At 44.5% G+C, this 22,977-nt stretch carries 22 protein-coding genes; 13 read left to right on the top strand and 9 right to left on the bottom strand.

Annotation, left to right across the window (positions count from 1 at the left end):
• Window positions 1-5 precede the first annotated feature (5 nt).
• From B5D55_RS02885 to B5D55_RS12030, 7 genes are all read left to right on the top strand, one after another.
• The gene (locus B5D55_RS02885; protein ID WP_078932489.1) at window positions 6-902 is read left to right on the top strand and encodes a DUF58 domain-containing protein; all 897 of its coding nucleotides are present in this window, start codon (window positions 6-8) and stop codon (window positions 900-902) included.
• A 2-nt stretch (window positions 903-904) separates the two neighbouring features.
• On the top strand, window positions 905-1,939 hold the full coding sequence (locus tag B5D55_RS02880) for a hypothetical protein (RefSeq protein WP_078932488.1): 1,035 nt from the start codon (window positions 905-907) through the stop codon (window positions 1,937-1,939).
• The gene (locus B5D55_RS02875) at window positions 1,932-2,933 is read left to right on the top strand and encodes a VWA domain-containing protein (RefSeq protein WP_078932487.1); all 1,002 of its coding nucleotides are present in this window, start codon (window positions 1,932-1,934) and stop codon (window positions 2,931-2,933) included. Before B5D55_RS02880 ends, B5D55_RS02875 begins: the two co-directional genes overlap by 8 nt.
• Entirely contained in the window at window positions 2,930-4,609 is a 1,680-nt protein-coding gene (locus B5D55_RS02870; protein WP_159446139.1) for a vWA domain-containing protein, read from the top strand. Before B5D55_RS02875 ends, B5D55_RS02870 begins: the two co-directional genes overlap by 4 nt.
• 28 nt (window positions 4,610-4,637) lie before the next feature.
• Window positions 4,638-6,011 carry a hypothetical protein gene (locus tag B5D55_RS02865; RefSeq protein ID WP_143593165.1) on the top strand — a complete coding sequence of 458 codons (1,374 nt, stop codon included), beginning with the start codon at window positions 4,638-4,640 and terminating at the stop codon, window positions 6,009-6,011.
• A gap of 6 nt (window positions 6,012-6,017) precedes the next feature.
• Window positions 6,018-6,590 (top strand): Smr/MutS family protein, encoded by a 573-nt coding sequence (locus B5D55_RS02860; protein ID WP_078932484.1) that lies wholly within the window; start codon window positions 6,018-6,020, stop codon window positions 6,588-6,590.
• Window positions 6,591-6,679: 89 nt separating this feature from the next.
• The gene (locus B5D55_RS12030) at window positions 6,680-7,258 is read left to right on the top strand and encodes a DnaJ domain-containing protein (RefSeq protein ID WP_078932483.1); all 579 of its coding nucleotides are present in this window, start codon (window positions 6,680-6,682) and stop codon (window positions 7,256-7,258) included.
• Here the strand turns inward: B5D55_RS12030 and infA are convergent.
• Entirely contained in the window at window positions 7,239-7,457 is a 219-nt protein-coding gene (gene infA, locus B5D55_RS02850; protein ID WP_078932482.1) for a translation initiation factor IF-1, read from the bottom strand. The genes B5D55_RS12030 and infA overlap by 20 nt on opposite strands.
• Before the next feature lie 155 nt (window positions 7,458-7,612).
• Between infA and B5D55_RS02845 the strand changes: the two genes are divergently transcribed.
• Window positions 7,613-7,969, top strand: a complete 357-nt coding sequence (locus B5D55_RS02845; RefSeq protein ID WP_078932481.1) for a TraR/DksA family transcriptional regulator — start codon at window positions 7,613-7,615, stop codon at window positions 7,967-7,969.
• A gap of 26 nt (window positions 7,970-7,995) precedes the next feature.
• Here the strand turns inward: B5D55_RS02845 and B5D55_RS02840 are convergent, their stop codons facing one another.
• From B5D55_RS02840 to aroC, 5 genes are read right to left on the bottom strand one after another with little or no spacing between them, the layout of a single operon-like run.
• Window positions 7,996-8,835 carry a histidinol-phosphatase gene (locus tag B5D55_RS02840; protein WP_234975363.1) on the bottom strand — a complete coding sequence of 280 codons (840 nt, stop codon included), beginning with the start codon at window positions 8,833-8,835 and terminating at the stop codon, window positions 7,996-7,998.
• A 26-nt stretch (window positions 8,836-8,861) separates the two neighbouring features.
• Window positions 8,862-10,853, bottom strand: a complete 1,992-nt coding sequence (locus tag B5D55_RS02835) for a response regulator (protein WP_078932480.1) — start codon at window positions 10,851-10,853, stop codon at window positions 8,862-8,864.
• 21 nt (window positions 10,854-10,874) lie between these two features.
• The gene (locus B5D55_RS02830) at window positions 10,875-12,146 is read right to left on the bottom strand and encodes a response regulator (RefSeq protein ID WP_078932479.1); all 1,272 of its coding nucleotides are present in this window, start codon (window positions 12,144-12,146) and stop codon (window positions 10,875-10,877) included.
• 55 nt (window positions 12,147-12,201) lie between these two features.
• Complete coding sequence (locus B5D55_RS02825; RefSeq protein ID WP_078932478.1) at window positions 12,202-13,635, bottom strand: D-alanyl-D-alanine carboxypeptidase family protein; 1,434 nt, start codon at window positions 13,633-13,635, stop codon at window positions 12,202-12,204.
• Window positions 13,636-13,642: 7 nt separating this feature from the next.
• The gene (gene aroC, locus B5D55_RS02820; RefSeq protein ID WP_078932477.1) at window positions 13,643-14,722 is read right to left on the bottom strand and encodes a chorismate synthase; all 1,080 of its coding nucleotides are present in this window, start codon (window positions 14,720-14,722) and stop codon (window positions 13,643-13,645) included.
• A 118-nt stretch (window positions 14,723-14,840) separates the two neighbouring features.
• Here aroC and B5D55_RS02815 point away from each other — a divergent pair, with 118 nt between their 5' ends.
• From B5D55_RS02815 to B5D55_RS02805, 3 genes are read left to right on the top strand one after another with little or no spacing between them, the layout of a single operon-like run.
• Window positions 14,841-15,023 carry a CD1871A family CXXC motif-containing protein gene (locus tag B5D55_RS02815; protein ID WP_078932476.1) on the top strand — a complete coding sequence of 61 codons (183 nt, stop codon included), beginning with the start codon at window positions 14,841-14,843 and terminating at the stop codon, window positions 15,021-15,023.
• Entirely contained in the window at window positions 15,016-15,888 is an 873-nt protein-coding gene (locus B5D55_RS02810; protein ID WP_078932475.1) for a 4Fe-4S binding protein, read from the top strand. The genes B5D55_RS02815 and B5D55_RS02810 overlap by 8 nt, the downstream gene beginning before the upstream one ends.
• A gap of 34 nt (window positions 15,889-15,922) precedes the next feature.
• Window positions 15,923-16,453: a TlpA family protein disulfide reductase gene (locus B5D55_RS02805; RefSeq protein WP_078932474.1), complete on the top strand. Its 531-nt coding sequence runs from the start codon at window positions 15,923-15,925 to the stop codon at window positions 16,451-16,453.
• Between the two features lie 15 nt (window positions 16,454-16,468).
• Here the strand turns inward: B5D55_RS02805 and B5D55_RS02800 are convergent, their stop codons facing one another.
• From B5D55_RS02800 to guaA, 3 genes are all read right to left on the bottom strand, one after another.
• Window positions 16,469-18,475, bottom strand: coding sequence for an adenylate/guanylate cyclase domain-containing protein (locus B5D55_RS02800; RefSeq protein WP_234975362.1), 2,007 nt, complete (start codon window positions 18,473-18,475; stop codon window positions 16,469-16,471).
• Between the two features lie 146 nt (window positions 18,476-18,621).
• Window positions 18,622-18,837 (bottom strand): hypothetical protein, encoded by a 216-nt coding sequence (locus B5D55_RS11400; protein ID WP_143593162.1) that lies wholly within the window; start codon window positions 18,835-18,837, stop codon window positions 18,622-18,624.
• Between the two features lie 9 nt (window positions 18,838-18,846).
• Window positions 18,847-20,724: a glutamine-hydrolyzing GMP synthase gene (gene guaA, locus B5D55_RS02795; protein ID WP_078932473.1), complete on the bottom strand. Its 1,878-nt coding sequence runs from the start codon at window positions 20,722-20,724 to the stop codon at window positions 18,847-18,849.
• 336 nt (window positions 20,725-21,060) lie between these two features.
• Between guaA and B5D55_RS02790 the strand changes: the two genes are divergently transcribed.
• On the top strand, window positions 21,061-22,401 hold the full coding sequence (locus B5D55_RS02790; protein ID WP_078932472.1) for an HD-GYP domain-containing protein: 1,341 nt from the start codon (window positions 21,061-21,063) through the stop codon (window positions 22,399-22,401).
• 97 nt (window positions 22,402-22,498) lie between these two features.
• Window positions 22,499-22,975 (top strand): hypothetical protein, encoded by a 477-nt coding sequence (locus B5D55_RS02785; RefSeq protein ID WP_078932471.1) that lies wholly within the window; start codon window positions 22,499-22,501, stop codon window positions 22,973-22,975.
• Window positions 22,976-22,977 lie beyond the last annotated feature (2 nt).

The raw sequence follows: 22,977 nt of genomic DNA, 5'->3' as shown, positions 1-22,977 counted from the left end.
CGGCTATGCAGAAGTTACTTTCAGGTTCGTATGAGTCATTATCAAAAAAAGCCTCAGTCCTAAGGATTTCTTCGGGCGTTCTTGCAGACAGCCTGAAGTCCGGCGGATTTAAGTCGCTGTATCGCGGTCAGGGAATTGAATTCAGCGGCGTGCGCGAGTATCTTCGCGGCGACGACGTAAGATCGATTGACTGGAACGTTACTGCGCGTATGGGAAGGCCGTTCGTAAAGCTGTTTGAAGAAGAGCGCGAACTTCAGATGTTTCTCATTGTAGACCGTTCCGCCTCTATGTTCACCGGTTCAAAAGGTCGCGTAAAATACGAGGCTGCCGCAGAAACGGCGGCGGCTCTTGCTGTTGCCGCAGAAATAAATGACAGTCCTGTCGGCGCAGTATTTTTTGACGGCGAAATTCATTTTTCCTGTGTGCCGGAATCGGGGCGAACTCAGACAATGCTGCTTCTTTCCCGGCTTGACGAGGCTGAATGCCGTGCCAACGGCTCTGTTCTTGGAAATGCGATTGCCGGCGCTGTAAAAATGCTCCGCAAACATTCACTTGTGTTCATTATTTCTGATTTCAGGAGCAGCGGCTGGGAAGAGCCGTTCAAGCTTCTTGCACAGAAAAATGACGTTGCCGCCATCCGCATTACAGATCCTTCAGAAATTGAACTTCCTGAGATAGGCGCCGTTCCGTTTACCGACGTTGAAACCGGAAAACGCGTTGTTATGGCAACGAACAACGCATCGTTTAAGTCTGCGTGGCGCGAAAATTTCAGGTACCGCACGGAGCGGCTGAATGATTTTTGCATTCGTAACGGTGCAGGATTTGTTTCGATTTCTACGGAAGAAGACTGCATAAGGATGCTTTCGCGCTTTTTTGCAACGAAAGGGCGGACAGGACGGTGAATATGCTGATGAAACTGAAAAAGGCTTTTTTTGTTCCGCTTGTTATATTCGGTGCGTGTGCCTGTCTTTTTTCGCAGTCCGACATTTCACAGCTTGTTTTTCCAAAGAGGCTGTATGTCGGTGATACTGCGGAACTTCGGTATACGTTCCGCAGTTCAATTGATTTTTTTAACGGCGATACGGCTTCTGACGAGCTTGTGCTTCCTGTTGCGGCATTTCCGTTTCAGATTGACAACAGGGAATTTTCTATTGAAAAAGCGTCGCTTCAGCGAAACGGCGATTTTTATACGGTAATTCTGACGTTTATTCCCTGGCGTACGGGAATTGTAGACATTCCGCCGTTCGATCTGCTTTCCGTTCTTTACGGAAGTGCGGCTGTTCCAGTTGAAATAAATCCACAGCCGTTTGAAGTTGCTTCGGTTCTTCCTGACGGTGATGATACGCAGCTTCGTCCGTCCGTTCCGCCGCTTCTTATTCCGGGAACGATGTACGTTGTGTATGCAGTTATTTTTCTCTGCATCGTGCTGCTCATCCTTCTTGCAAAAGCCGCCGTCTCATATTCCGATGTTGCTGCGGCAGTGCGCGCCTATATGACGCTCAAAAATTATGCGAAGAATGCGCGGCGTGCCCTCAAGAGCCTCAGGCGTCTTGAAAAAAAAGGCGCGCAGTTTTCTGATGAAGAATTCTGCGCCGTGTTCCAGACGATTATGCGCGGCTATCTTTCCGTGCGCTTCGGCAGTTCTTTCAATGCGTGTACTTCCTCCCTTATTTCTGCTTCTCTTGAAGAAGCAACAGGCGGCTTTATGAGTGATGTAAAGATGGCGCAGGCTGAACTTCTTGAAGGACTGTTCCGCCGTGCCGATTACATACGTTTTGCCGCCGGCTCGGCAGATTCTCGCCGTCTTCCGGCAGAGCAGTATTCTGCCGCGTTCAGGCAGAACGAACGCAGCGAATTTACGGAGAAGGCGCGCACTGTCATTCAGACTTTTGAAAGTCCTGAACCGAAAGTAACTGTTACGGGAGATGAAGATGCCTGATTTTCATAATCCTGCGGCATTCCTGCTGCTTTTTATTATTCCGCTTTTATATATTCTCAGAAAGGCCGGTGTTTTAACGCGCCTTACGCTTTTTTCCACCATTTCTGACTGGGGCGGAAAAACGTTTGAGTGGGACGTAAAGCGCCGCCGCATTTTTTCTATGATTTCAACTGTTTTTGTCTGCATCGGATTTGTTCTTGTAGTGCTTGCTCTTGCCGAACCGGTGCGCTATAAGCAGGAAAGGGTATATACATCGCGCGGAACTGACATTATGTTTGTGCTTGACGTAAGTCCTTCTATGGCGGCGCGTGATATTGCCGGAAACAGGCGCATTGACGCTGCAAAACAGGCAGTTCAGAAACTTGTTTCGGAAAATTCCGGCGCATCGTTCGGACTTGTAACTATGGCAGGAGAAGCCGCCGTAATCGTTCCGCCTACCGTTGACCATCCGCTTTTTGTAAATCGCCTTAATGAAATTCAAATCGGTTCTCTGGGTGACGGAACGGCTCTTGGCACAGGTCTTTGTACCGCCGTATATCATCTTTCTTCTTCGTCCGCGCCAAAAAAATGCATCGTGCTTGTTACTGACGGCGAAAACAACGCAGGCGCAATCCACCCGGAAACAGCCGCCGAACTTGCCGCGCGGAACAATATTACCATCTATACGCTTGGAATTGGTACGGAAGGCTCTGTTCCGATTGATTATATTGACCCTAAGACCGGAAAAAATTATTCCGGTTATCTGAATTCCACTTTTGATACTGCTTCGCTCCGGCAGATTTCGCTTGCAGGCGGCGGACGCTGTTTTGAAGTCCGTTCGCTGACAGATTTGTCGCTTGCGCTTTCTGTAATATCAAGGAACGAAAGCACGGTGCAGAGCTATCATTCAAAGACAACGGGAGTAGAACTGTATGAAAATCTGCTTCTTGCTGCCTGTATATGCTTTATCGCCAGCTGGGTGATAAGGCGGCTTTACCTTCAGGAGCCTGTATGATGAACATTGACATTACTTGCCAGCGTCCTAATGCGCTGTATCTGCTTCTGTTTCTTATTCCGGCAGTTATTGTTTCTGTAATGCAGTGCCGGAAAATTGTAAAAAAGGCGGGTTTTTTCAGGCTGATGAAAGATTCTTCTGCGGAAATGGGAAGAATGCGCCATTTTTCTGTTATGATGACAAGCCGCCTTGTGTTCCGGAGCCTTGCCTGGATTATGCTTGTTCTTGCCTGTTCTGGCATTTCCTGGGGAACGTACCTTGAGCCTGTGCAGAAAAACGGTTCTTCCGTCTGTTTTGTGTTTGACATTTCCTACAGTATGAATGCCGCAGACGCGGCAGGCGGACTTACGCGGCTTCAGGCAGCTTCAAGCTACGCTTCAATGCTTCTTTCGCATATTCCGTCCTCTTCAGTTTCCGTTGTTCTTGCAAAAGGCGAGGGCGTAACTGTCGTTCCGCTTACGGAAGACAGGGCGGTTATAGATTCGCTTCTAACGGCAATTTCCCCTGAACTTATGAGCGCATCCGGCACAAGTCTGGGAAAAGGCGTAAGAACAGCCCTTAAATCATTCCCGGAAACGTCGGGGAATGCCAATGCAATCTGGGTGTTCACGGACGGTGATGAAACGGACGGTCAGCTTGAAGGTGCTCTTGGTGAATGCCTTAGAAAAGGCGTTCCTGCGTACATAATCGGTTTCGGTTCGGAAAGCGAAAGCCGCATTCTTGCAGGCGACGGAAAAACGTCTGTCTATACGGCACTCCGCTCGGAAAAAATGAAGCGGATTTGCGAAAACGTAATGACAAAAAACAAAAGGACAAAGGGAGATACAGTTCTGGTTCGCTATGTTGATGCGACTGAAGCCGGTTCTGCCCTTACCCTGCTTGATTACATAGAAAAAACAGGCGGAACTTCCGCAGGAAACGACGGCGACGATTTTGAAAATAATTTTGTTTCGTATGAAGTAAAGCCTGTTCAGCGCTATCAGTTGTTCCTTGGGCTTGCCGTTATGTTCTTTGCACTCGGCTTTATCGTTACGGAAATTGACCCGGAAAAAATTGCTTCTGCGTTCAGAAAAACGGCGGCAGTTTCGCTTGTTGCAGCGTCTTTTATCCTTACTTCCTGCGCAGAGAATACAGTTCAAAATGCCGGTACCATTCTTTCAAGTTCCTGGTGCTGGTATCAGCATAAATACAATTCCGCCGTTGCAGGATTTCTTCAGGTGGCATTCGATGCCGCCTCTTCCGGCGATGAAATTACGGAACCGTATGCGGTGTATGATCTTGCGGCCACGTATCTTATGCAGAACGAAAATGATGCCGCCGAAACGCGTTTTTCCAGTATACCTGATTCTGCGCCCTCTGACATCCGCTATGCGTCCTGGTATAACCGCGGAATAATCGCCTATAAAGAAGGTGACTACGACAGGGCGACGGAATGTTTTATAAATGCGCTTAAAATCGACGGAAAGAAAATGAATGCTAAAATCAATCTTGAACTTTCAATGACAAAGGCAGAAAAGGATGCAAGGATTCGTGAAAATATGTTGACGGAAGTTTCTGAATCTCAGGAAACGGATACAATGGAAACAAGCATTTTTCAACGCATAAAAGAAAATGACAGAAATCAGTGGAAAAATTCTGCTCAGACAGAAACAGTTTCGTCTGCTGCGGACTACTAGTTTTGCCGGAAAATCAAGGATGTTTTATATGATTTGTGCAGTAAAAAAAATACCGTTTATCCTGTTCCTGCTTTGCACCGTGCTTTATGCGCAGGGAGCACAGAAACTTACGTACAGTATAATTAAAGAACTTGATGTTGAGCCTGTTTCCGAAAAAAATTACTGTGGCGAAGAATGCGGATTTCAGCTTAAAATTCCGTATGTCAAGGCAGACAGCGTAATGGCAGCAATTCCTGATCTTCCTTCAGGAGTAAGTTTTGTGTCGCTTCGCCGCTCTGATTATGCAGACGAAACTTCCGGCACAAAAATCGAACTGTGGCTTACTTTCCCTGATGCAGGAACGTACAGGCTTCGTTTTCTTCGTGTTACGATTAACGGAAAATTCTATAATATCCCTTTCAAGCCGATTACGATTTATGAAAATCCGCGCAATATGCTTCCGCAGCTTGTTGTGGAATTTGATAATGGGACGGAGCTTATCCGCCAGAAAAATTCCCGGCAGAATGTAAAGGCTGTGTTTTCTTCCCAGGCAGGAACTCCGCTCTATTTTACGGTATACCTTCAGTACGCCGTTCAGCTTGTGTCTTTCTACTGGAACATTCCGAAAAACGCGCTTTTTACGGAACTTGAACGCTACGAGATTACAAAGGGAATGTTAAGGAATTCCGAATTTTCTGAGGAAAAAATACCTGTTGCGCGTTTTGAGTGGCAGCCGCTTGTTACTGGAAATGCTGCCCTTCCGGAGATTTCACTTACGGCAACTTCATACAACGGAAGCAGGGTGGAACTTTCTATGCCGGATTCTTACGTGCAGATTGTTCCTCCTGTAGCAGATGAAAATGATTCTTCCGTCGAAGAAACTTTTTTTGCCTATGCGTTTACCAAATTACCGGAAAAGTCCGCCGTTTCCGTAAAACAGGCTGTTTCGCCGGATGACTGCCGCACGATTGCTACCCTTCGCGAAAAAGAGCGCAATGAATTGCCGTTCGGCGAAGCGCGCAAGGAGAGAATTGCCTTTGAGCGGCAGTGCGGCATTCGCAACGCAGAAAACGAGCCGACGTATTTTGTCCGCAATACGCTGATTTGCCTTACGATAATATTTGCCGTTTTTTTAGGAATGGCAGTAATGATAAAGAAAATTCCTGCAATCATCATTATTTCAACGCTTGGAATATCCTGTTTTGTAATGATGATTATTTCCGCAGTGCGGCTCTCTTCCGATTCTGGAATATTTACCGGCGGCGGTATACGTGCCGTGCCGGAAGAAACTGTTGATGCTGTCAAGTCAATTGAAAGCGGCCGTCTTGTAAAAATCGAACAGCGTGCCGGCGGCTGGGTGTATGTTCGCGTCGGAACTTCCGGCGGATGGATTTTGGAGGATACTGTCATCAGTATAAGGTGAGATAAAATGGATTTTGGTGATATTCTTGCAAAGTGGGACGAACAGCAGAAAAATGCTGTAAAAAAGCAGAAGGAAAGCGGAAAAAATCAGGTTTCGCATAAAAAGGCGAATGCACCCGATGCGGAAGAAAAAGCGAGGGCGCAGCAGAAAAAAGGCTTTGATTTTGTTGCAGAACGCGAAAAGAAAATAAATCCGCAGGAACTGTGGCTTCGCCGCTACGGAACTGTTGATAAGGATGCGCTGATGGAGCAGGAAGAAGAGCGCACTAAATACGCAGACCGTTCCGAGCTTGTGCGGATGCGCCCGGAAGCACGCATTGACCTTCACGGACTTAAGCGCGATGAGGCGTGGGAACGTCTTGAAGCTTTTGTAACGGAATGTGAAATGCGCCGCCTTAAAAAAATACTGATTGTGCACGGCAAAGGCATTCATTCCAACGGCTCTGATCCTGTGCTTGGCGAAATGGTGCGCAAATTCATTGAGTCAGACAAGCGTCTTGGAACATCCGGTCACCCTGATGCATCCGGCGGCGGAAAAGGCGCTACCTGGGTTATACTAAAAAATAACCTGTTCCGCTAGCGGATTTTTAGTGCCGTTTTAGTTGTAACTAATTCAATTTTTTATTATTTTTTATATGTAACGCAGAACATACTATCAGGTGGAATAGTTTGAAAGATTATTACGAATCCTTGGGCATTCAAAAGACTGCTACGGCAGATGAAATAAAAAAAGCATACCGCAATCTTGCATTTAAATATCATCCGGACAGAAACCCGGACGACAAAGTTGCAGAAGAAAGGTTTAAGGAAATAAGCGAGGCGTATGCCGTCCTGAGTGACGACAGAAAACGTGCCGAATATGACAGATACGGTTCTTACAGCGGTGCGCAGAACGAATATAGCGGAACGCGCTCAGGCGGATATCAGCAGAGTCCGTTTGGTTCAGAAGAAGACTTCTGGCAGTGGTTCAGGAACGGCACTTCACAAAATCAGAATGAGTATGAAAATTCGTTCTATGACTCTTCATATACAAACAGATATGAAAAAGAGCCTGTTACAAGAATGGATTTGTTTGGATCGTTTCTTATAAGGATACTTCAGACATTTGTGGGATTTATTCTGTTCAAGGCGTTCTGGTGGCTTCTGCCGTTCGGACCGCTTGTATGTCTTGGTATTATAGGAACAGGAATCTCCGGGGCGGTAAAGTCGCTCCGGGATCTGCTGCATTTTAACGCTGGCGGAAAATAATTCGTCCGCGGTCTAAATCGTACGGTGAAAGGGCAACTTTTACGCTGTCACCTGGTACGATTCTGATGTAGTGCTTCCGCATTTTTCCTGAAAGATGAGCCATAATGATATGACCGTTCTGTAATTCAATGCGGAACATTGTGTTTGGCAGTGCTTCTTTTACAATGCCTTCAACTTCTATAGCTTCTTCTTTAGCCACGATTCCTCCAAGGTGCAAGACCTCAAACAAGAGTGAAGATTTTACTTTTTTGTCGAAAAAAGTTGTTTTTTTAACGATTTGTTCTTATATTAGTATGTACAAAATAAAAAAAGTTGTCAACAAGGAGAGGTTTGTTGACAATAGGGAGAACGACCATGGATGATAAATTCATAGCTGATGTAAAAGAACAGTTGACGGCTCAAAGATCAACGATTCTGGCATCCCTTGCCGGTCAGTCGGCAGATATGAAAAATTTGGTAAAACCTGTAGAATCCGGCGATGAAGCAGATGTTGCATCAGATGCCGTTGACCGTACTATTCTGGATTCACTTGGCGCTCAGGATGCACAGCTGCTTCGTCAGATAGACGGCGCGCTTGAACGAATACGTCTGAATAAATACGGAATCTGCATCGGCTGCGGAAAAGAAATACCGCAGGCTCGTCTTGAAGCACTGCCGTATGCGCTCATGTGCATAAACTGTGCAAGTGCCGAAGAAAGAAAACGCCGTTAGTTTAAAAAATTATATTTCAGGGAAAACTACAGTTTTTGAAAACGAATTGTACAGGCTTCATCGAGATATGCTGTTTCGGTGTAGCCTGCTTTTTTTGCCGATGAATATGCGCGCTCAAAGGCGCAGTCAAGGCTTTCTGCATTATGCGCATCGCTGCTTACGGTAACAGGAACATTCTGATCTGCAAGCAGGCGCAGGAATTCCTGAGACGGATATACATCGTCCATTGCACCGCGTGAAATTGCGCCGGTGTTTATTTCCGCAATTACGCCTGCTTTTTTTGCGGCACGCGCAGTCGCCTTAAGTTCAGAACGATACCAGCTTTCCGATTCATTAAAAAGTTTCAGAATGCCGTTGCGTTTTCTGAAAAGGTCAGGGTGTCCCCAGATTTCAAAATCTCCGTGCAGCAGCATTTCCCGCTGTGCATAAAAATATTCGCAGACGGCTTTGCGTGCATTTCCCTTGAAAAAAACATCCACCCCGTTTTTTACGCCTTCTGCGCTTTCGTCTACCGTAAAATTGCCTTTTTTAGTTACAAGATAATGCACAGAACCGATTAAATAGTCCGGTCTGAACTTTTCGTACTGTTTTTTAGACGGAACTGAAAGTCCTGGAATGTAGTCTGCTTCAAATCCGCAGAGAACGGTAATTTTACTGCGGTATTTTTCTGCAAGTGAACGGATTTCTTCTGTATACGCTTCCGTTTCGCGAGGGGCAATGTGCCAGTCAGATGCGAAGGGGTAAATGCTGTGGCTTGAAAAGCCAAGAATTGAAAAATGTTTTTCAATTGCAGTCTGTATCATTTCTTCTGCGGTGTTTACGCCGTCGCAGTAAGTTGTGTGCGTGTGGTAATTTGTTTTAATCATATTGTGTCCTCTTTGTTCCGGCTGTTTTATTTTAAATGCCGCCACTTTCCTGTGGACAGAATGAAAATTTCAAACAGTTTTTCAAAATAATCAAGGTCAATTTTTATTTCATCAAGATTTTGCGCCTTAACTGATTTATTAAGGTTCTCCCCGATTTTAAACAGTTTGTTTGCAGAAATTGCTGCAGAACTTCCTTTTAACGTGTGTGCAATCAGGTCAAGTTGTTCAAAGTTTTCTGTTTCTATGTATTTTTTTGCATCCTTGATAAGCGCAGTTGTCTGATCTATAAAATCAAGTAGAATTTGTCTTCCTAAATCCCAGTCCCTGCCGATAGTGTCTTCAAAGTCTTCTGCATCCCACAGCTTGTCATTTACAAGATGGTTAGAGTCAAGGAATGCTGCCTGAGTATCCGTAGGGAACATAAGGACTGTCTTCCATTTGTCAAGAATTGTTTTTACTGATTCTTTTTTGAAAGGTTTGTGCAGGATGTCGTTCATTCCTGCTTTCTGGTATTTTATGAAGTCGTCCTTGCTGTTGTTTGCCGTACAGGCGATGATTATTCCGTTATAGATGTTTTTACGAAGATATGAAGCAGCTTCTATTCCGCTTAGAACAGGCATCTGGATGTCCATAAAGACTATCTGAATATCTGGATTGTTCCTGATGATTTTAAGGACGTGTTCGCCGTTTTCTGCTTCATAAACAGTTGCACCAAATCGCTTTAGAAAGTCAACAAGAATTTTTCTGTTTACTGAATGGTCGTCTGCAGCAAGTATTTTCATTCCGGCGGCAAATGTGCGCTCTTTCTGCTGTTCTTCTTTTCTGATGCGAGCGTCTTCCCTGTTTTTTGTTTCTTCGTTTTTATATTCCGGCTGTATTTCATTTGTTTGAAGCAGCATTTCGTCAAGCTTGTCTCGGTAGACAGGCTTGTACAGATAGCCGGAAAACCAGTTCAGGGTTTTCATTTTTGCCTGACTTCCCATCTGCCCTTCTGGTACAAGAAGATATAGTTTTGTTCCGGAAATCTGCGGATCATTTTTTATTTCAGAGGCAAGATGCCAGCCGTCTATGACAGGAAGATGCATGTCTATAAACGCAATGTTGTAGGGGGTTTTCATCCGGGCGGCATATTTCATTTTCATAAGCGTTTCTTCCGGGTCTGAAGAAAAACTGATGTGTTCAAGTCCAAGCGATTTTAATTTGTTCCCCAGGCTTTTTGATGCCATAACGCTTGCGTCCGCAATGAGTATTTTTGCGGAAGAAGGAACAGGAAGCGTACAGGACGGAACAGAAGTTTCCGCCTCTGGAACAAGCGGCACTGTAAACGAAAAGCACGAACCGCCGTATTTGTTCGGCTCAAACGATATAGTTCCGTTCATTGCAGTAACAAGCGTCCGGCAGATTGCAAGTCCAAGTCCGGAACCGCCGTATTTTCGCGAAATTGACGCATCGCCCTGAAAATACGTCTGGAACAAGTGCCGCCGTTTTTCTTTTTCAATGCCTATTCCGCTGTCGGTTACCTTAAACAGAAGAAATTTTCCGTCTTCGGAAGCAGAAAGTTCTGTATGAATGTAGCCGCGTTCCGTGAATTTAAGCGAATTTTTAAGAAGGTTTATGAGAACCTGCTGAATGCGTGTCGGGTCGCCTTTTACAAGGTCTGGAAGCGAATAGTCAATGTCCGTTTCAACTTCAAGGTTTTTCCTGAAAGCCTCAAGACTTATAAGGCGCACCGTTTTTTCAACAAGCGTTTTTACGTTAAACGATACCGATTCTATTGAAACCTTGTTTGACTTGAGCTTTGAGTAGTCAAGAATGTTGTTTACAAGTGTAAGAAGCACGTCCGAACCGAAACGTATCTGCCGTACGTATTCGGTCTGCTCGGAATCAAGGTGCGTTTCGGAAAGCAGGTCAAGCGTTCCTATAATGGTCTGTACTGGCGTGCGGATTTCGTGTACTGCATTCGCCATAATAAGTTCTGTCGGAATGGAAACGGCAGTTTCTTCTTGCGGCGCAATCATCAGGGACCTCTTGAGTAAATGCTATTTTTTTGCCGGAGCGATGAACATTTCCACCGCTTTGTTAAGTATGACTTCCGGTTTCTGCGGCTTTACAAAATACTGTTTTGCGCCCATTGAAAGTGATTTTATAATCAGTTCTTTCTTCATTGCCTGGGAATAAATGAATATTACCGGGAATTCAGGAAGTTCCTTCAGTTTCATAAGCGTATCAATTCCAGAAAGTCCCGGCATCATAATGTCAAGGACAATCAAATCGTATTTTTTTTCGGTTACGGCTTCCAGGAATACTACACCGTTATTGAAAGTGTCTACGTGAAATCGTTTTGCCCGGAATGTACTTGCCAGAAGGTCAAGGACTACAGAATCATCGTCAACGATTGCAATGTGCTTGAGATACGGATCTACGCCTTCTGCAAGCTGTTCGGAGCGGCTTGGAGCGTTTGTATCGGTAGAAAATCGCATTTCGATTGCGCCGCCTGCTTCTGTATCATTATTCGTAAGGATTCTGTCCGTAATGAGGTCAGAAACGTGTGCGGTTGAAGAACTGTCTACAAGCGAGTTCAGGACGTGGGAAATGTCGGTTACTACTTCTATTCCGGCGTATTCCGGGTGTCCGTCAATCAGTTCCTTTGTGAACGTGCTGAACGAAAGTATTTTTACGTTCTTGTTCTGTATTTTATGGTTTGCAAGAATGTTGTTCAAAAGAAGTTCGATGTTCAACCCGTCTACAAAAGTAAGGTCAAGGTTCGTCATCATTATGACGACTTTCGGAGCATCAAGACCGGTCTTTTCTATCATTTCTGACAGTTTGTAGCGGAGGAGGGAAAGTTTTTCGCGGTTTAATCCCTGCGCAATTTCAATGAAAATTATGTTTCCGTTACAGTGTATGTCAAGGACGCACGGCGTTGTGTCCATAGAAAATGCTGTTCTTAGAATTGTGCCTATTGAGTCAAAGAAAAAGTCGAATTTAATCGGCTTTATGAAATATTTATGAATTCCGAATTTTGCAAACAGGGCAATTTCCTTGCGTTCCATTACAGGACCTGTTGCGATGAGCGGAATGCGGCTTGCGTTGGGGTCTGCTTTTATTTTCTGAAGATAATCCAGCAGGAACGCCGCATTATCAGTTTCGTTTATATCAAGAATTACAAGGTCAGGAAGCATTGAAATCATTTTAGGAATAGAATCAAGCTTGTCCTGAATGAAAGTAACTTCAATTTTCTCTTCGGAAAATTTGTCCTTGAGAAATTCACTGAATATGGGAGAAGCATCTACGACTAAGACGTTTTTCATAACAAGTAATTTTATATAGATTTGCTGCTTTTAGCAAGAAAAAAACAGAATTGTCTTAAAACAAAAGGGCAAGCTGTGCAAAAAAGTCTGCGGCGCACAGCCAGGCGTTTGCTTTTTTTTCAGTGCGTTCTGCTACAAGCGGAATTGTCTGAAGAATGCGTCCGTTTATGCTGTACGTTATGCGTCCGTATTCCAGACCGGCGGTAACTCTTCCTTTTATGCTTTCTGGAAGTTCAACGGAAACTTCAACTTCTTTTTCCGCCTGTGAAGGGTTCTGCGCCGCCGTTACGGGAACGCTCAGCGTTTTGGGGGCATACGCAGGAACAAGGTTTATCCGCTGTGCCTTTGCAAAAACAAGCGGAACTGAATATTCGCGGAACAAAGCCGGATTTTCATATTCGCGGAATGCGGCAAACGCCCACTCCATAATTTCTGTTCCGTCGTGAATGCGCCCGGCATTTCCTTCCTGCACGGAATTTCCCGGTCCGCCCATTGTAACGGAAAGAATGCACGTTGAACCGCGCGTAATGGTAAGCGCAAGATTGTAGCCGCTTTCGTCAATATAGCCGGTCTTAAGTCCGTTGCAGCCGTCGAGCGTTCCTAAAAGCGGATTAGTATTTTTCTGGTAAATTCCCATTGTAATGTGTTCTGGAATTCCCTGCGAAAAATCCTGTGCGCGCGGCTTTCCCCTGTCTTCTGGCGCAAGGTTGTGTTCCTGCGGATACGTGTATGAAAGGCGCGAATGAAAAAGCGAAAGAGTTTCCGGGAAGGTGTCAACGTAATGGCGCGCAAAAGCAGCCATTTCCCGGGAGGTAGTAGTGTTTTTTTCACTGTAGCCGGAAGATTCTACAAAATGCGTTTTTGTAAGCCCGAGCTTTTCTGCCGCCGCATTCATCCGTCCGATAAACGCTTCCATTTCTCCGCAGATATAATCTGCAACGGCATAGGCTGCATCGTTTCCAGAACAGACTGCAAGACCTGTAAGAAGTTCCTCAAGCGTAACAATCTGGTTTTTCCCAAGGAACATAAGCGAAGAATGCGGCGGCATATTGCACGCCCAGCTTTCCGGCGGAAGAGGAACTGTGTCTTTTAATGAAACTGTGCCTTTTTTTATTTCTTCAAAGACAACGTACATTACAAAAAGTTTTGTCATTGAAGCAGGCGGAATAATCTCGTCTGCATTTTTTTCGTAAAGAACGCAGCCGTTCTGCATGTTTACGGCAATTGCCGAACGCGCCCTGACGTCAAGAACTGCCGGATTTACCGGATATGGAAGAGGGCGCAGGACAGCCGTCCGTTCCGGGTACGCCTGATTAAGTACGGCTTCAAGCGACTGTTTTTGGCTTTGTGAAAGCGGTTCTTGTGGCAAAGGGCGGCGCAGGGTGTATGCGCGGACGAATACCGTTACCGTAAACGAAAGGAGGAGTACCGCCGATATTACAAAAAGCGGTTTTTTATATGATGAAATAACGGATGGTGTTTTTTTCATTTTTTTGTTAATTTCTTAAAAGCATATCGGTAAGTACAATGTCGGTCATTGCTTCAATTACAGGAACGATTCTAGGACAAAGGCAGACGTCGTGCCGTCCTTTTATCTGAAGTTCCGTTGACTCATATACGCCGTCTTTCCTGCTTACAGTATTCTGCGCCTGAAAAATGCTCGGCACAGGCTTTACAGCAACGCGGAATACAATGTCGTTCCCATTTGAAATTCCGCCGAGTATTCCGCCTGCGTTGTTTGTGTCGAATACGGCTTTTCCGTTTTCCGCGTGCATTCTGTCATTGTTTACGCTTCCGCTCAAGTCCGCCGCAGAAAATCCCGCGCCGAATTCTATGCCCTTTACTGCTCCTACAGAAAGCATTGCTTTTGCAAGTTCCGCGTCAAGCTTGTCGAATACTGGTTCTCCAAGTCCTGCCGGAACGCCTTTTACTATGCATTCAATTATTCCGCCTGCGCTGTCGCCGTTCCGCCGGAATTCATCGATTTTCTGCTCCATAAGAGCCGCCGCCTGATTGTCCGGCGCACGCAGGGAGTTCTGTTCTATTTCCAAAAAGTCGATTTTATTGCATTTTATTCCGGCGGCTTTAAGCGTATACGCCGTCGTCTTTATGTTTTTCTGTTCAAGTATCATTCTTGCAACGGCGCCGGCTGCAACGCGGGCAGCAGTTTCCCTGCCGGAAGCACGACCTCCGCCGCGGTAGTCCCGTATGCCGTATTTTTCGCTGTACGTAAAGTCCGCGTGTCCGGGGCGGAAAGTTTCTGCAAGATTTGAATAATCTGAAGAATGTTGTGAAGTGTTCCTGATTACGATGGCAATCGGCGTTCCTTCTGCTTTTCCGTTGAATATGCCGGAAAGAATTTCCGCCTTGTCCGGCTCGTTTCGTGAAGTTACGGAGGCGGATTTTATTCCGTTTACGCCTGCACCCGGACGCCGTCTGTCCAGTGCATCTTGAATTTTCTGAATGTCAATGTCAGTTCCGGCAGGACAGCCGTCGATGATTACGCCTAGCCCTTCGCCGTGACTTTCGCCGAATGTTGTTACCCTAAAAATTGTTCCGTACGTATTTCCAGCCATAATGGCTACAGAATACCATAAATCCGCTTCAGTTGAAAGTGCCGCGCCTTTTACTGTCTGCGCCGGTTGCTGAACTTTGCGGTGGATTTACTGCGGAGTATGGTGTATAGTAATTCGTATGGAAAAGAAACTTTCCGGAAAAAAGCCGTATATGCCGCTTCCGAAGTATGCTGCCGTTCTGCGGATTTTGCTTTTGTGTGCAGGCGCGGCTTTTGTGCTTGCCGGTATTTTTTGCGGAGAACTCCGGCTTTTATATATGAAAGCAGTTTTTATCTGTATGGAGTGTATCGGGCTTGGATAAACGTAAAATAGTCCAGTTGATTTCTGCCATTGTCTATAACGCAGATTTCCGCGGATTTTTTAAAGGGACTGTTTCAAAATCTTACGGAAAGAACGTCTGTGTTCCCGGATTGAACTGCTATTCCTGTCCGGGAGCTGTTTCATCCTGTCCGCTTGGCGCTCTTCAGAATTACATTTCATCCGGAAAATTTCCATTTTTCGTTACCGGTTTTCTGCTTCTTGCCGGCGTTCTTCTTGGAAGGACTGTCTGCGGTTTTTTATGTCCGTTCGGTCTTGTTCAGGAACTTCTTGAAAAATGCGGATGCGGACTGAAACGTCTTTTGAAAATACAGCCTTATGATAAAAAGAAGGGAACTGTTCTTTCCGAAATCAGCAGGAAAGCGACGCTTTTTAAATACACCGTTCTTCTTGTGCCTGTAACTATTCTGCCTTTGTTTTTGTTTTATAAAAACGGATACAGCCTGCCTTTTTTCTGCGCGTGGCTTTGTCCGGCAGGAACGCTTGAAGCCGGAATTCCGCTTGTTCTTGCGAATGAAGCCGTCCGCGAGTCTGTAACTGCCGTTTTTACCCGCAAAGTTCTGCTTCTTACAGGTTTTGTCGTATGGGCGTTTTTTGTGTACCGTCCGTTCTGCCGTTATGTGTGTCCGCTTGGTGCAGTTTATTCTTTTTTCAATAAGATTGCGCTTGCCGGCGTTACGGTTGACGGTAAAAAATGCATTGACTGCGGAAAATGCACTGCGTTCTGTAAAATGGACGTCAGGGCGGTGAATGACCGCGAGTGCATCCGATGCGGTGACTGTATTCCCGTGTGTCCTGTAGGGGCAATTTCCTTTGCTGCATTCGGGAAGGAAATGAAGAAATTATAGAAAGTTTTGTACTGATATTACAGGAGGAGTTGGTATGAAAAAGAATTTTTTGTCAGGTTTTTATGTTTTTTTAGCCGGAGCTGCATTGCTTTTGTGCTGTGCGTTCCCTGTTTCTGCGCAGAAAACAGGCATACGCAAAGGAAAGCAGGCTCCTGATTTTTCTGTAAAAATGACGGACGGAACGGAACTTATGCTTTCAAGCCTTAGGGGAAAGCCTGTCCTTCTTCATTTCTGGGCAACGTGGTGTCCGCCGTGCGTAAGGGAACTTCCGTACATTGCAAAGATTGCCGCAGAACGCCAGGATGAAATTACGGTTCTTGCCATAAGTGCTGGTGAAACAAAAGAAACTGTCGTTGAATATATAAATTCCAAAGACGGAGACTTTTCTTCCTTTGTGAGCGGCTGTGATGAAGACAGCAGCATTTCTTTTATGTATAACGTTACGGCAATTCCGTATACGCTTTTTATTTCGGCGGACGGAATAATTACAGACACCCAGATGGGTGCGTATACACCGGAACGCCTGAAGTCTGCCGTTGATAAAGCCGTCCGTACATCTGAATGATTTTCTGCAAAAAATTTATTTTACTGCCATTACAAAAACGCCTTTCCAGTCTTTTTCCGGCGGAGAGATTTTGTAATGGATTATCCTGCGCAAAAATACCTGCGAAGGAGCATCGTCATACTTCTGGTTGCATTCGGTAAAATATTTTTCTGCCGTTTTCCACTGCTTTTTACGGTAGGCGTTAAGTCCTGCCTCAAACAGTTTTTTTATGTCGTACAGTTTTTCCGTAGAATCTTTTGCGGACTGCAATATCTCGTAAATGCGGACAGGCTCTGTCTTGCCTTTTACCGTAATGTAATCAAGTTCGCGGCAGATAAATGTATTGTGGAGATGCTCAAAAACGGCTTCCGAAATAATCGTCTTTGAACCGTATTCCTTATTTGCTCCTTCAAGCCGCGCCGCAAGGTTTACGGTGTCGCCTATAGAAGTAAAGTCCTTTCGTGTTAAAGAACCTACCGGTCCGAATACGACTTTTCCAGAGTTTATGCCTATTCCCATAGAAATAGGCTGAGTTCCTTCCTTCTGATCCTTTTCCTGCTCTTTGCGCATAGCCTTGCGTATTTCCATAGCCGCCTTGCACGCGTTGATTTCTTTGTCCGGCCCGGAAAAAAACGCCATCATTTCGTCGCCTACGTATTTGTCTACATCGCCGCCGTTGTCCAGTATAATCTTCGTTTCTATGCCAAGGTAATGATCCAAAATATCGATTACGTCTGTTGGAGAACGCCCTTCGCATAAAGTTGTAAATCCGCGTATGTCCGTAAAGAGAAAACAAAGTTCGCGCGTACGGCTTGAACTGCTGTTGTTTCTGTCTGCATTCTGAAGTGTATGGAATGAAATGTACGGCAAAATTCCGCGTACAATCGTAACGATATTGTTTATCTCTATAGAAAGATCTTTTATTTCGTCTTTTGTTTCAACTTTTTCGTCAAACGTAAGGGATTTCGGGTCAATGTTTGCCGTTCCGGAGAGCAGTTCAGAAAGAATGTTTGCCGTTTTTCTAACGCTTCCGCACAGGAAAATAATAGGATTTGCAATAAAATCGGCAAGAAAAAGGGTGATGACGATTGAAACATAAAGAAAGACTGCTGAAAGGGTAAAGATAAAAACTTTTGCCTGAAAGTACGGGCGTGAAAGAATTTCCCGACGGTAGGTGATGACAGAAAATCCTACCAGTTTATGTCCTTCTTTTCGCGTGTACGTTACAGGATAAATGTATTTAAGCGTATCGTTCTGCCTGTCGAAAAGAGGTTCTTTACGCGTTGCCTCATTGCGCCATCGGTCTACGTAAAGTGCAGCCTGTTGCGGCGTAATGCGTTTTTCTGCATCTGGAATTTTATATACATGACCTGCTGCTGTAGTGTATGAAAATACGTTGAACTCTGGCAGAATGGTAGATGCATCTATTGTTTCAAGAAAAACAGATTTAGTACTGTCTGTTGTAATGATGTCTGCCCGTTCGCACGGAAAAGGTGACGAACTGTTCGTTTTCTTAAAACCTTCGATAAATGCATTGAGTTTTGCGCTCAGACCGTCAGAAAAGTCGTAGATTGCTGCAACTTGTTCCGCCTGGTTTCCGCCAGTGTTGTTTACAGTCTGTTTTGTAAGCATTCGGTAGTTTCGTAAGTCTGTAAAAATGAAAGTTGCAAGAATTACCGTTATCGTAAGAAGAATTACAATCTTGATTTTTGTCTTTACGTGCGTACGGTGTTTTTTCTGCCGGTATTCCTTAACTTCTTTTTTTTCAAGAAGCTTTATTTTCCGCGTCCTGTCCCGGTCGCCCTTTACGCGTTCCTTGTCACGCTGAATGCGCTCCATTGCCCGCGCGTGCAGTTCCATTTCTTTCTTCGTTTCTTCCGTGCAAAGCTGCTTGTATTCTGAATGTTCCTGATTTCTTGTCTTTATGCCGATTATTCCGTATGTAATCAGCACGATGTGAAAAACAAGCGCAACGGCAAATGCTGCGTACACAAGTGGCGGAAGTTCCCTGAACCACCGTGCCGTGTTTGCAAAAGTTATCATACTTGCAACCGTGCTTACAAGGTACACCGTAACGGAAATCAGCAGGGAAAAATAGACTGTCTTTTTGTGTCTTTTTTTAAGAAAAATCGTTATTAAAATCAGAATGGCAGAAAACGGAATAACGTAAAGCGCACACCAGCTTATCCTTAGAAGGAGCGAAGAAATTTTACTGTCTGAAAAAACGCTTTGAACGGATAAAGGATTTCAGAGGACAGTTCCGGCTGCAGAAGGTTCATTTCCCTCATAGAAAACGGAAAAACGAACAGGACTGCAAGAATTATTATGGAAACAATCCTGCAAATAAAAAACGAGGCTGATTTTTTTTCGCTTTCACTTTCACTTTTATTTTCACTGTTTTTCATCAGATTGTATTACTCCCAGCCGAACGTTGCCGGCGGTTTGTTTGTTGCATCGTAGTACAGCGCATCCACGAATGGAAGCGCAGAAATGCGGCGTATGATAGTTTCAAGAAGTTCAAGCGGAAGATGCGCAAATCGTGCCGTCATAACGTCTTCCGAGCATACAGGGCGCAGTACAAAACTTGCGCGGTCCGGGCTGCTTGCATATGGCAAATCTATCGTAAGGTGCTGGAAAATTTTTGTGTACCAGCCGCTTTTATGAAGTTCCGTAAGCACGATGTCATCAACTTCGCGCAACTGGTCAAGGCGGCGGCGGTCGCAATATCCTTTCTGAATACGCAGTTTTTCATCGGAAATTTCCGGGTTCTGCCACAATCGTATTACAGTACGGTTAAGGAATTTTGCACTGTTTGTTATGCTGCTTGAAGCCCTTTCGATTTTCTCCCATTTTTTAGGAATATGGTAAAAGCCGCCGGCGAGTCTTTCAAAACTCAGGACTGCCGGGAAGCGGTAAGTGCGGAAATCTCCCTGCACACCCACTGATTTTACCGGAAGGACAAGTTTTTCCATTTTCGAAGTGCAGTTGGCGCAGAATTCAGTTACCGGAATACGGGCGAATTCTTCCTGTGCTTTTTTGAATTCTTCTTCATCTTCCTTACTCAGGCTTCCGTCGGAACAAAGTACGTTGATTGAAAGTCCCGGTCCCGGGAATGGATGGCGCATTACAAGCTGGTCGTCAAGCCCTAGTTTTTTTCCAATGGCGCGCACTTCGTCCTTATATAAATCGCGGATTGGTTCAATAATAAGACCTTTTTCGATTAAAGCCTGAATTCCTGCCACACGGTTATGGTGCGTTTTTATGGTGTGTGAGTTTTTCGTTCCGCCGGATTCAATAATGTCCGGATAAAGCGTTCCCTGTGCTAGAAGCCATTTTTCTTCGTCAAGATTCTGGCGCGCAACGACTTCATTGCGTACGGTGATGAAGTTTTCACCTACGGCCATGCGTTTTTTCTGCGGATCTGTAAGACCGGCAACAGCCTTGAGGAAACTTTCAGACGCATCTTTCACAATAAAGTTTGTAAAGCCGAACTTTCTGTACGCTTCTGCAACTTTTGCGCTTTCGTTCTTGCGCATAAATCCGTTGTCTATGTGAAGTCCAAGTACGCGTTCCTGACCAAGTGCCCTGTTCAGAAGGGCAAACGTAATTGTAGAATCAACTCCGCCGCTCAAAAAGAGAAGGACGTTTTTTTCTTCCGCCTGTTTCTTTATGTTTTCAAGGATTACGTTCAGTACAGTGTCCTGATCCCAGTTTTTTTCCATTCCGCAGAACGAAGCAAAATTTTCAAAAATCTTGTTTCCGCAAGGTGTGTCCTTTACTTCACAATGGAACTGAAGGCTGAATCTTTTTTTAGAAAGGTTCTGAGTTGCCGCAAACGGACAGTCTTTTGTAAAACCTACGGCTTCAAAACCATCGCCCATCGCAAGAACTCCGTCCTGATGGCTCATCCATACCTGCTGTTCCGGTTCTATTCCTTCAAAAAGAGGACAGTCCGTGTTTTTGTTCAGTTCAAGCTGTGCAAAGCCGAATTCGCCTGTTTCCGCCTTTCCGACTTTTCCGTTATATCCCAGCTGCACGATGTAGTGCCCGTAGCACAGTCCTAGAATAGGAATGTCAAGATTTAGAATTTCACTGTTGAATTCTGGCGTGTTCTCGTCATAGACAGATGCCGGTCCGCCGGAAAAAACAATGCCTTTTGCATTTTCAAACTCGCTTAGCGGTGCGGATGGCAGTGCAATTTCCGAATAAAAACCAAGCATACGGAAGCGCTTTGCAATTAAATGCGCATACTGGCTGCCAAAATCAAGAACGACGATTTTTGAACGTACCATAAAATTGAATTTCCTTGTATAATAGAGAATCGATAGTCTTACTATATCAAAAAATACCGGTTATGTTAAGGAAATGCCGGTGAACACATTTAAGGTTAACACTGAAAAACCCTAAATAGGATTTTTCAGTATTTCCATAAGTTCTTTCATAATGAAAACGTACATTTTTTTGGAGGCACATGGAAGAATTCAGGACAAAAAGTGTTTTTTTTGTAAAAAAAATGTAAAAAAAATGTAAAAAAATAAAAAAAGAATTTGCCTAAAAACGGGGGGGGGGGTGTATAATAGTTATGTTTGTGTAATTTGCACGGAGAGACCTTGAGGAGGTTTTGTAAGATGTCTGTTTATGACGAGATTTTTTTTACGGAGAATATTATCAATGTAAATAAAATCGTGGAGAAGATTATTTTCAGCACAGGCATACTTCCGGTTTGTTTTTATATTTTTACGGCTCTTGGTCTGTGGCACATTTCTACTTCTTACTGTCTGTTTATATTTTGCTTTTCTGCAGTTGCATCTGTCATAGTTTATTTTTTGAACCGCAGCCAGAAAACGCAGGTTTTATCAATGATTGTAAGCCTTCTTTTCTGTACGCTGTATGTCTGTGTTTTAGGTGAGTCAGGAATTATAAACATCAGTATTGTATTCGGAATCGTGCCGTTCATAAGCTGCCTTTACTACAATATGCGGCTTACGCAGATTATAACCATTACAAATCTCGCTCTGATTCTTGTTACAAATTATCTGCGCTCGTTTACCATTATGGACAATTATTTATTTACCATCGAAAATTTCTCACGTCATCGGTGGTATGTTTCTCATGCTATCAGTATTTCGCTTGAATTTATTTTTGTGTTTCTGGTTTCATTCTCCATTTCCCGCCGTTCAAAGAAAAGTCTTCAGACAATGATGGACTTGATGCTTGAACGCGACAAGGCGAATAAGGAACTTAAAGAAAAGAATGCAAACCTTATGCAGACTCAGATGGACATTATAAAATTCGTTGCTGAAGTTTTAGGAAGCCACGATCTTTTTACGGGGCGGCATGTAATTCATACGCAGAAATACGTTGGAATTATTGCACGTCAGCTGCGGCAGAACGGCTGTTATATAGATGTTCTTACTGATGAAGTAATCCAGCTGTATGAAACGGCAGCTTTTCTTCACGACATAGGAAAAATCCATATTCCTGAAGGTGTTCTTAATAAGCCGGGTCGTTTTACGGAGCAGGAACGCGAACTTATGAAAGTACACCCTGCCGAAGGAAACAAGCTTCTTGATTTTCTTCCGCCGATTAAAAACGGGCAGCTGAATGCAATTGCAAAGGACATGGCATTCTATCATCATGAAAAATGGGACGGAAGCGGTTATCCGGTAGGACTTAAAGGTAATGAAATTCCTTTGAGCGCCCGCATTATGGCTGCAGCAGACGTTCTTGATGCTCTTGTAAGCCAGCGTCTTTATAAAAATCCTATGTCGTTTGATATGGCAATGAAGATTTTTGAAGAAGAACGCGGAACTCATTTTGAGCCTTGCATTGTAGATGCCGTCTTTTCATGCCGCGGTCAGCTTGAATCCGAAGACGTAAAGTTTAAGGAAAAGGAATCTGCCGAAAACGAAAAAGAATTGAACTGGTGGAAAGAATACCACGAAAAACTTGCGCAGCTTTCAACTTGATGAAAATTGTATTTAGGGGGCTGTTTTAGTCCCCTTAATTTACCGGTTCTGCCGTCAGGCAGTTGAAAAAAGAGAAATGTGACTTTATACTAAAAGTGTGAAACGTTTAATTTTTTCTTTTTGCATTATGATTTGTACCTGCGGTTTGTTTGCCGTAGAATTTACTCCGTTCTATACGTCTGCCCGTTTTGAAGCTAATATGAATTCATACGAGCGCGCCGCCTTTGGTGCAGGACTTGACGTGTTCTATTCGATTACGCCGGAACTGAAAGTCGGAGCCGGCGGAATGTTCAGCTGTGATTTTACTGAATTCAACTGTCTGGAGCTGCTTTCGTATGCCGGATATATGGTAAAACTTGGCGAAAAAGTGCGCTTTTTACCCGAAATTTCTATAGGCTATGAACAAATCTGGAACGACGGCGACGTTCATCAGACAGTTTCTTCCGGTGCCGATATAAAATTAATGTTTGATATTGCAAAAGTCAGCAATGCCGATTTTGTTTTTATTCCTTATGCAGGAGCCGGCTTTCCGTACTTGTGGCGAGGCGGTGCTTCTTTGGGAATACGTTTTTAGAA

This window comes from Treponema porcinum (assembly GCF_900167145.1).
GTDB classification, from domain to species: domain Bacteria; phylum Spirochaetota; class Spirochaetia; order Treponematales; family Treponemataceae; genus Treponema_D; species Treponema_D porcinum.
The sequence above is the reverse complement of the archived record's forward strand: the minus strand, read 5'-3'. Positions and strand labels throughout refer to the sequence as shown.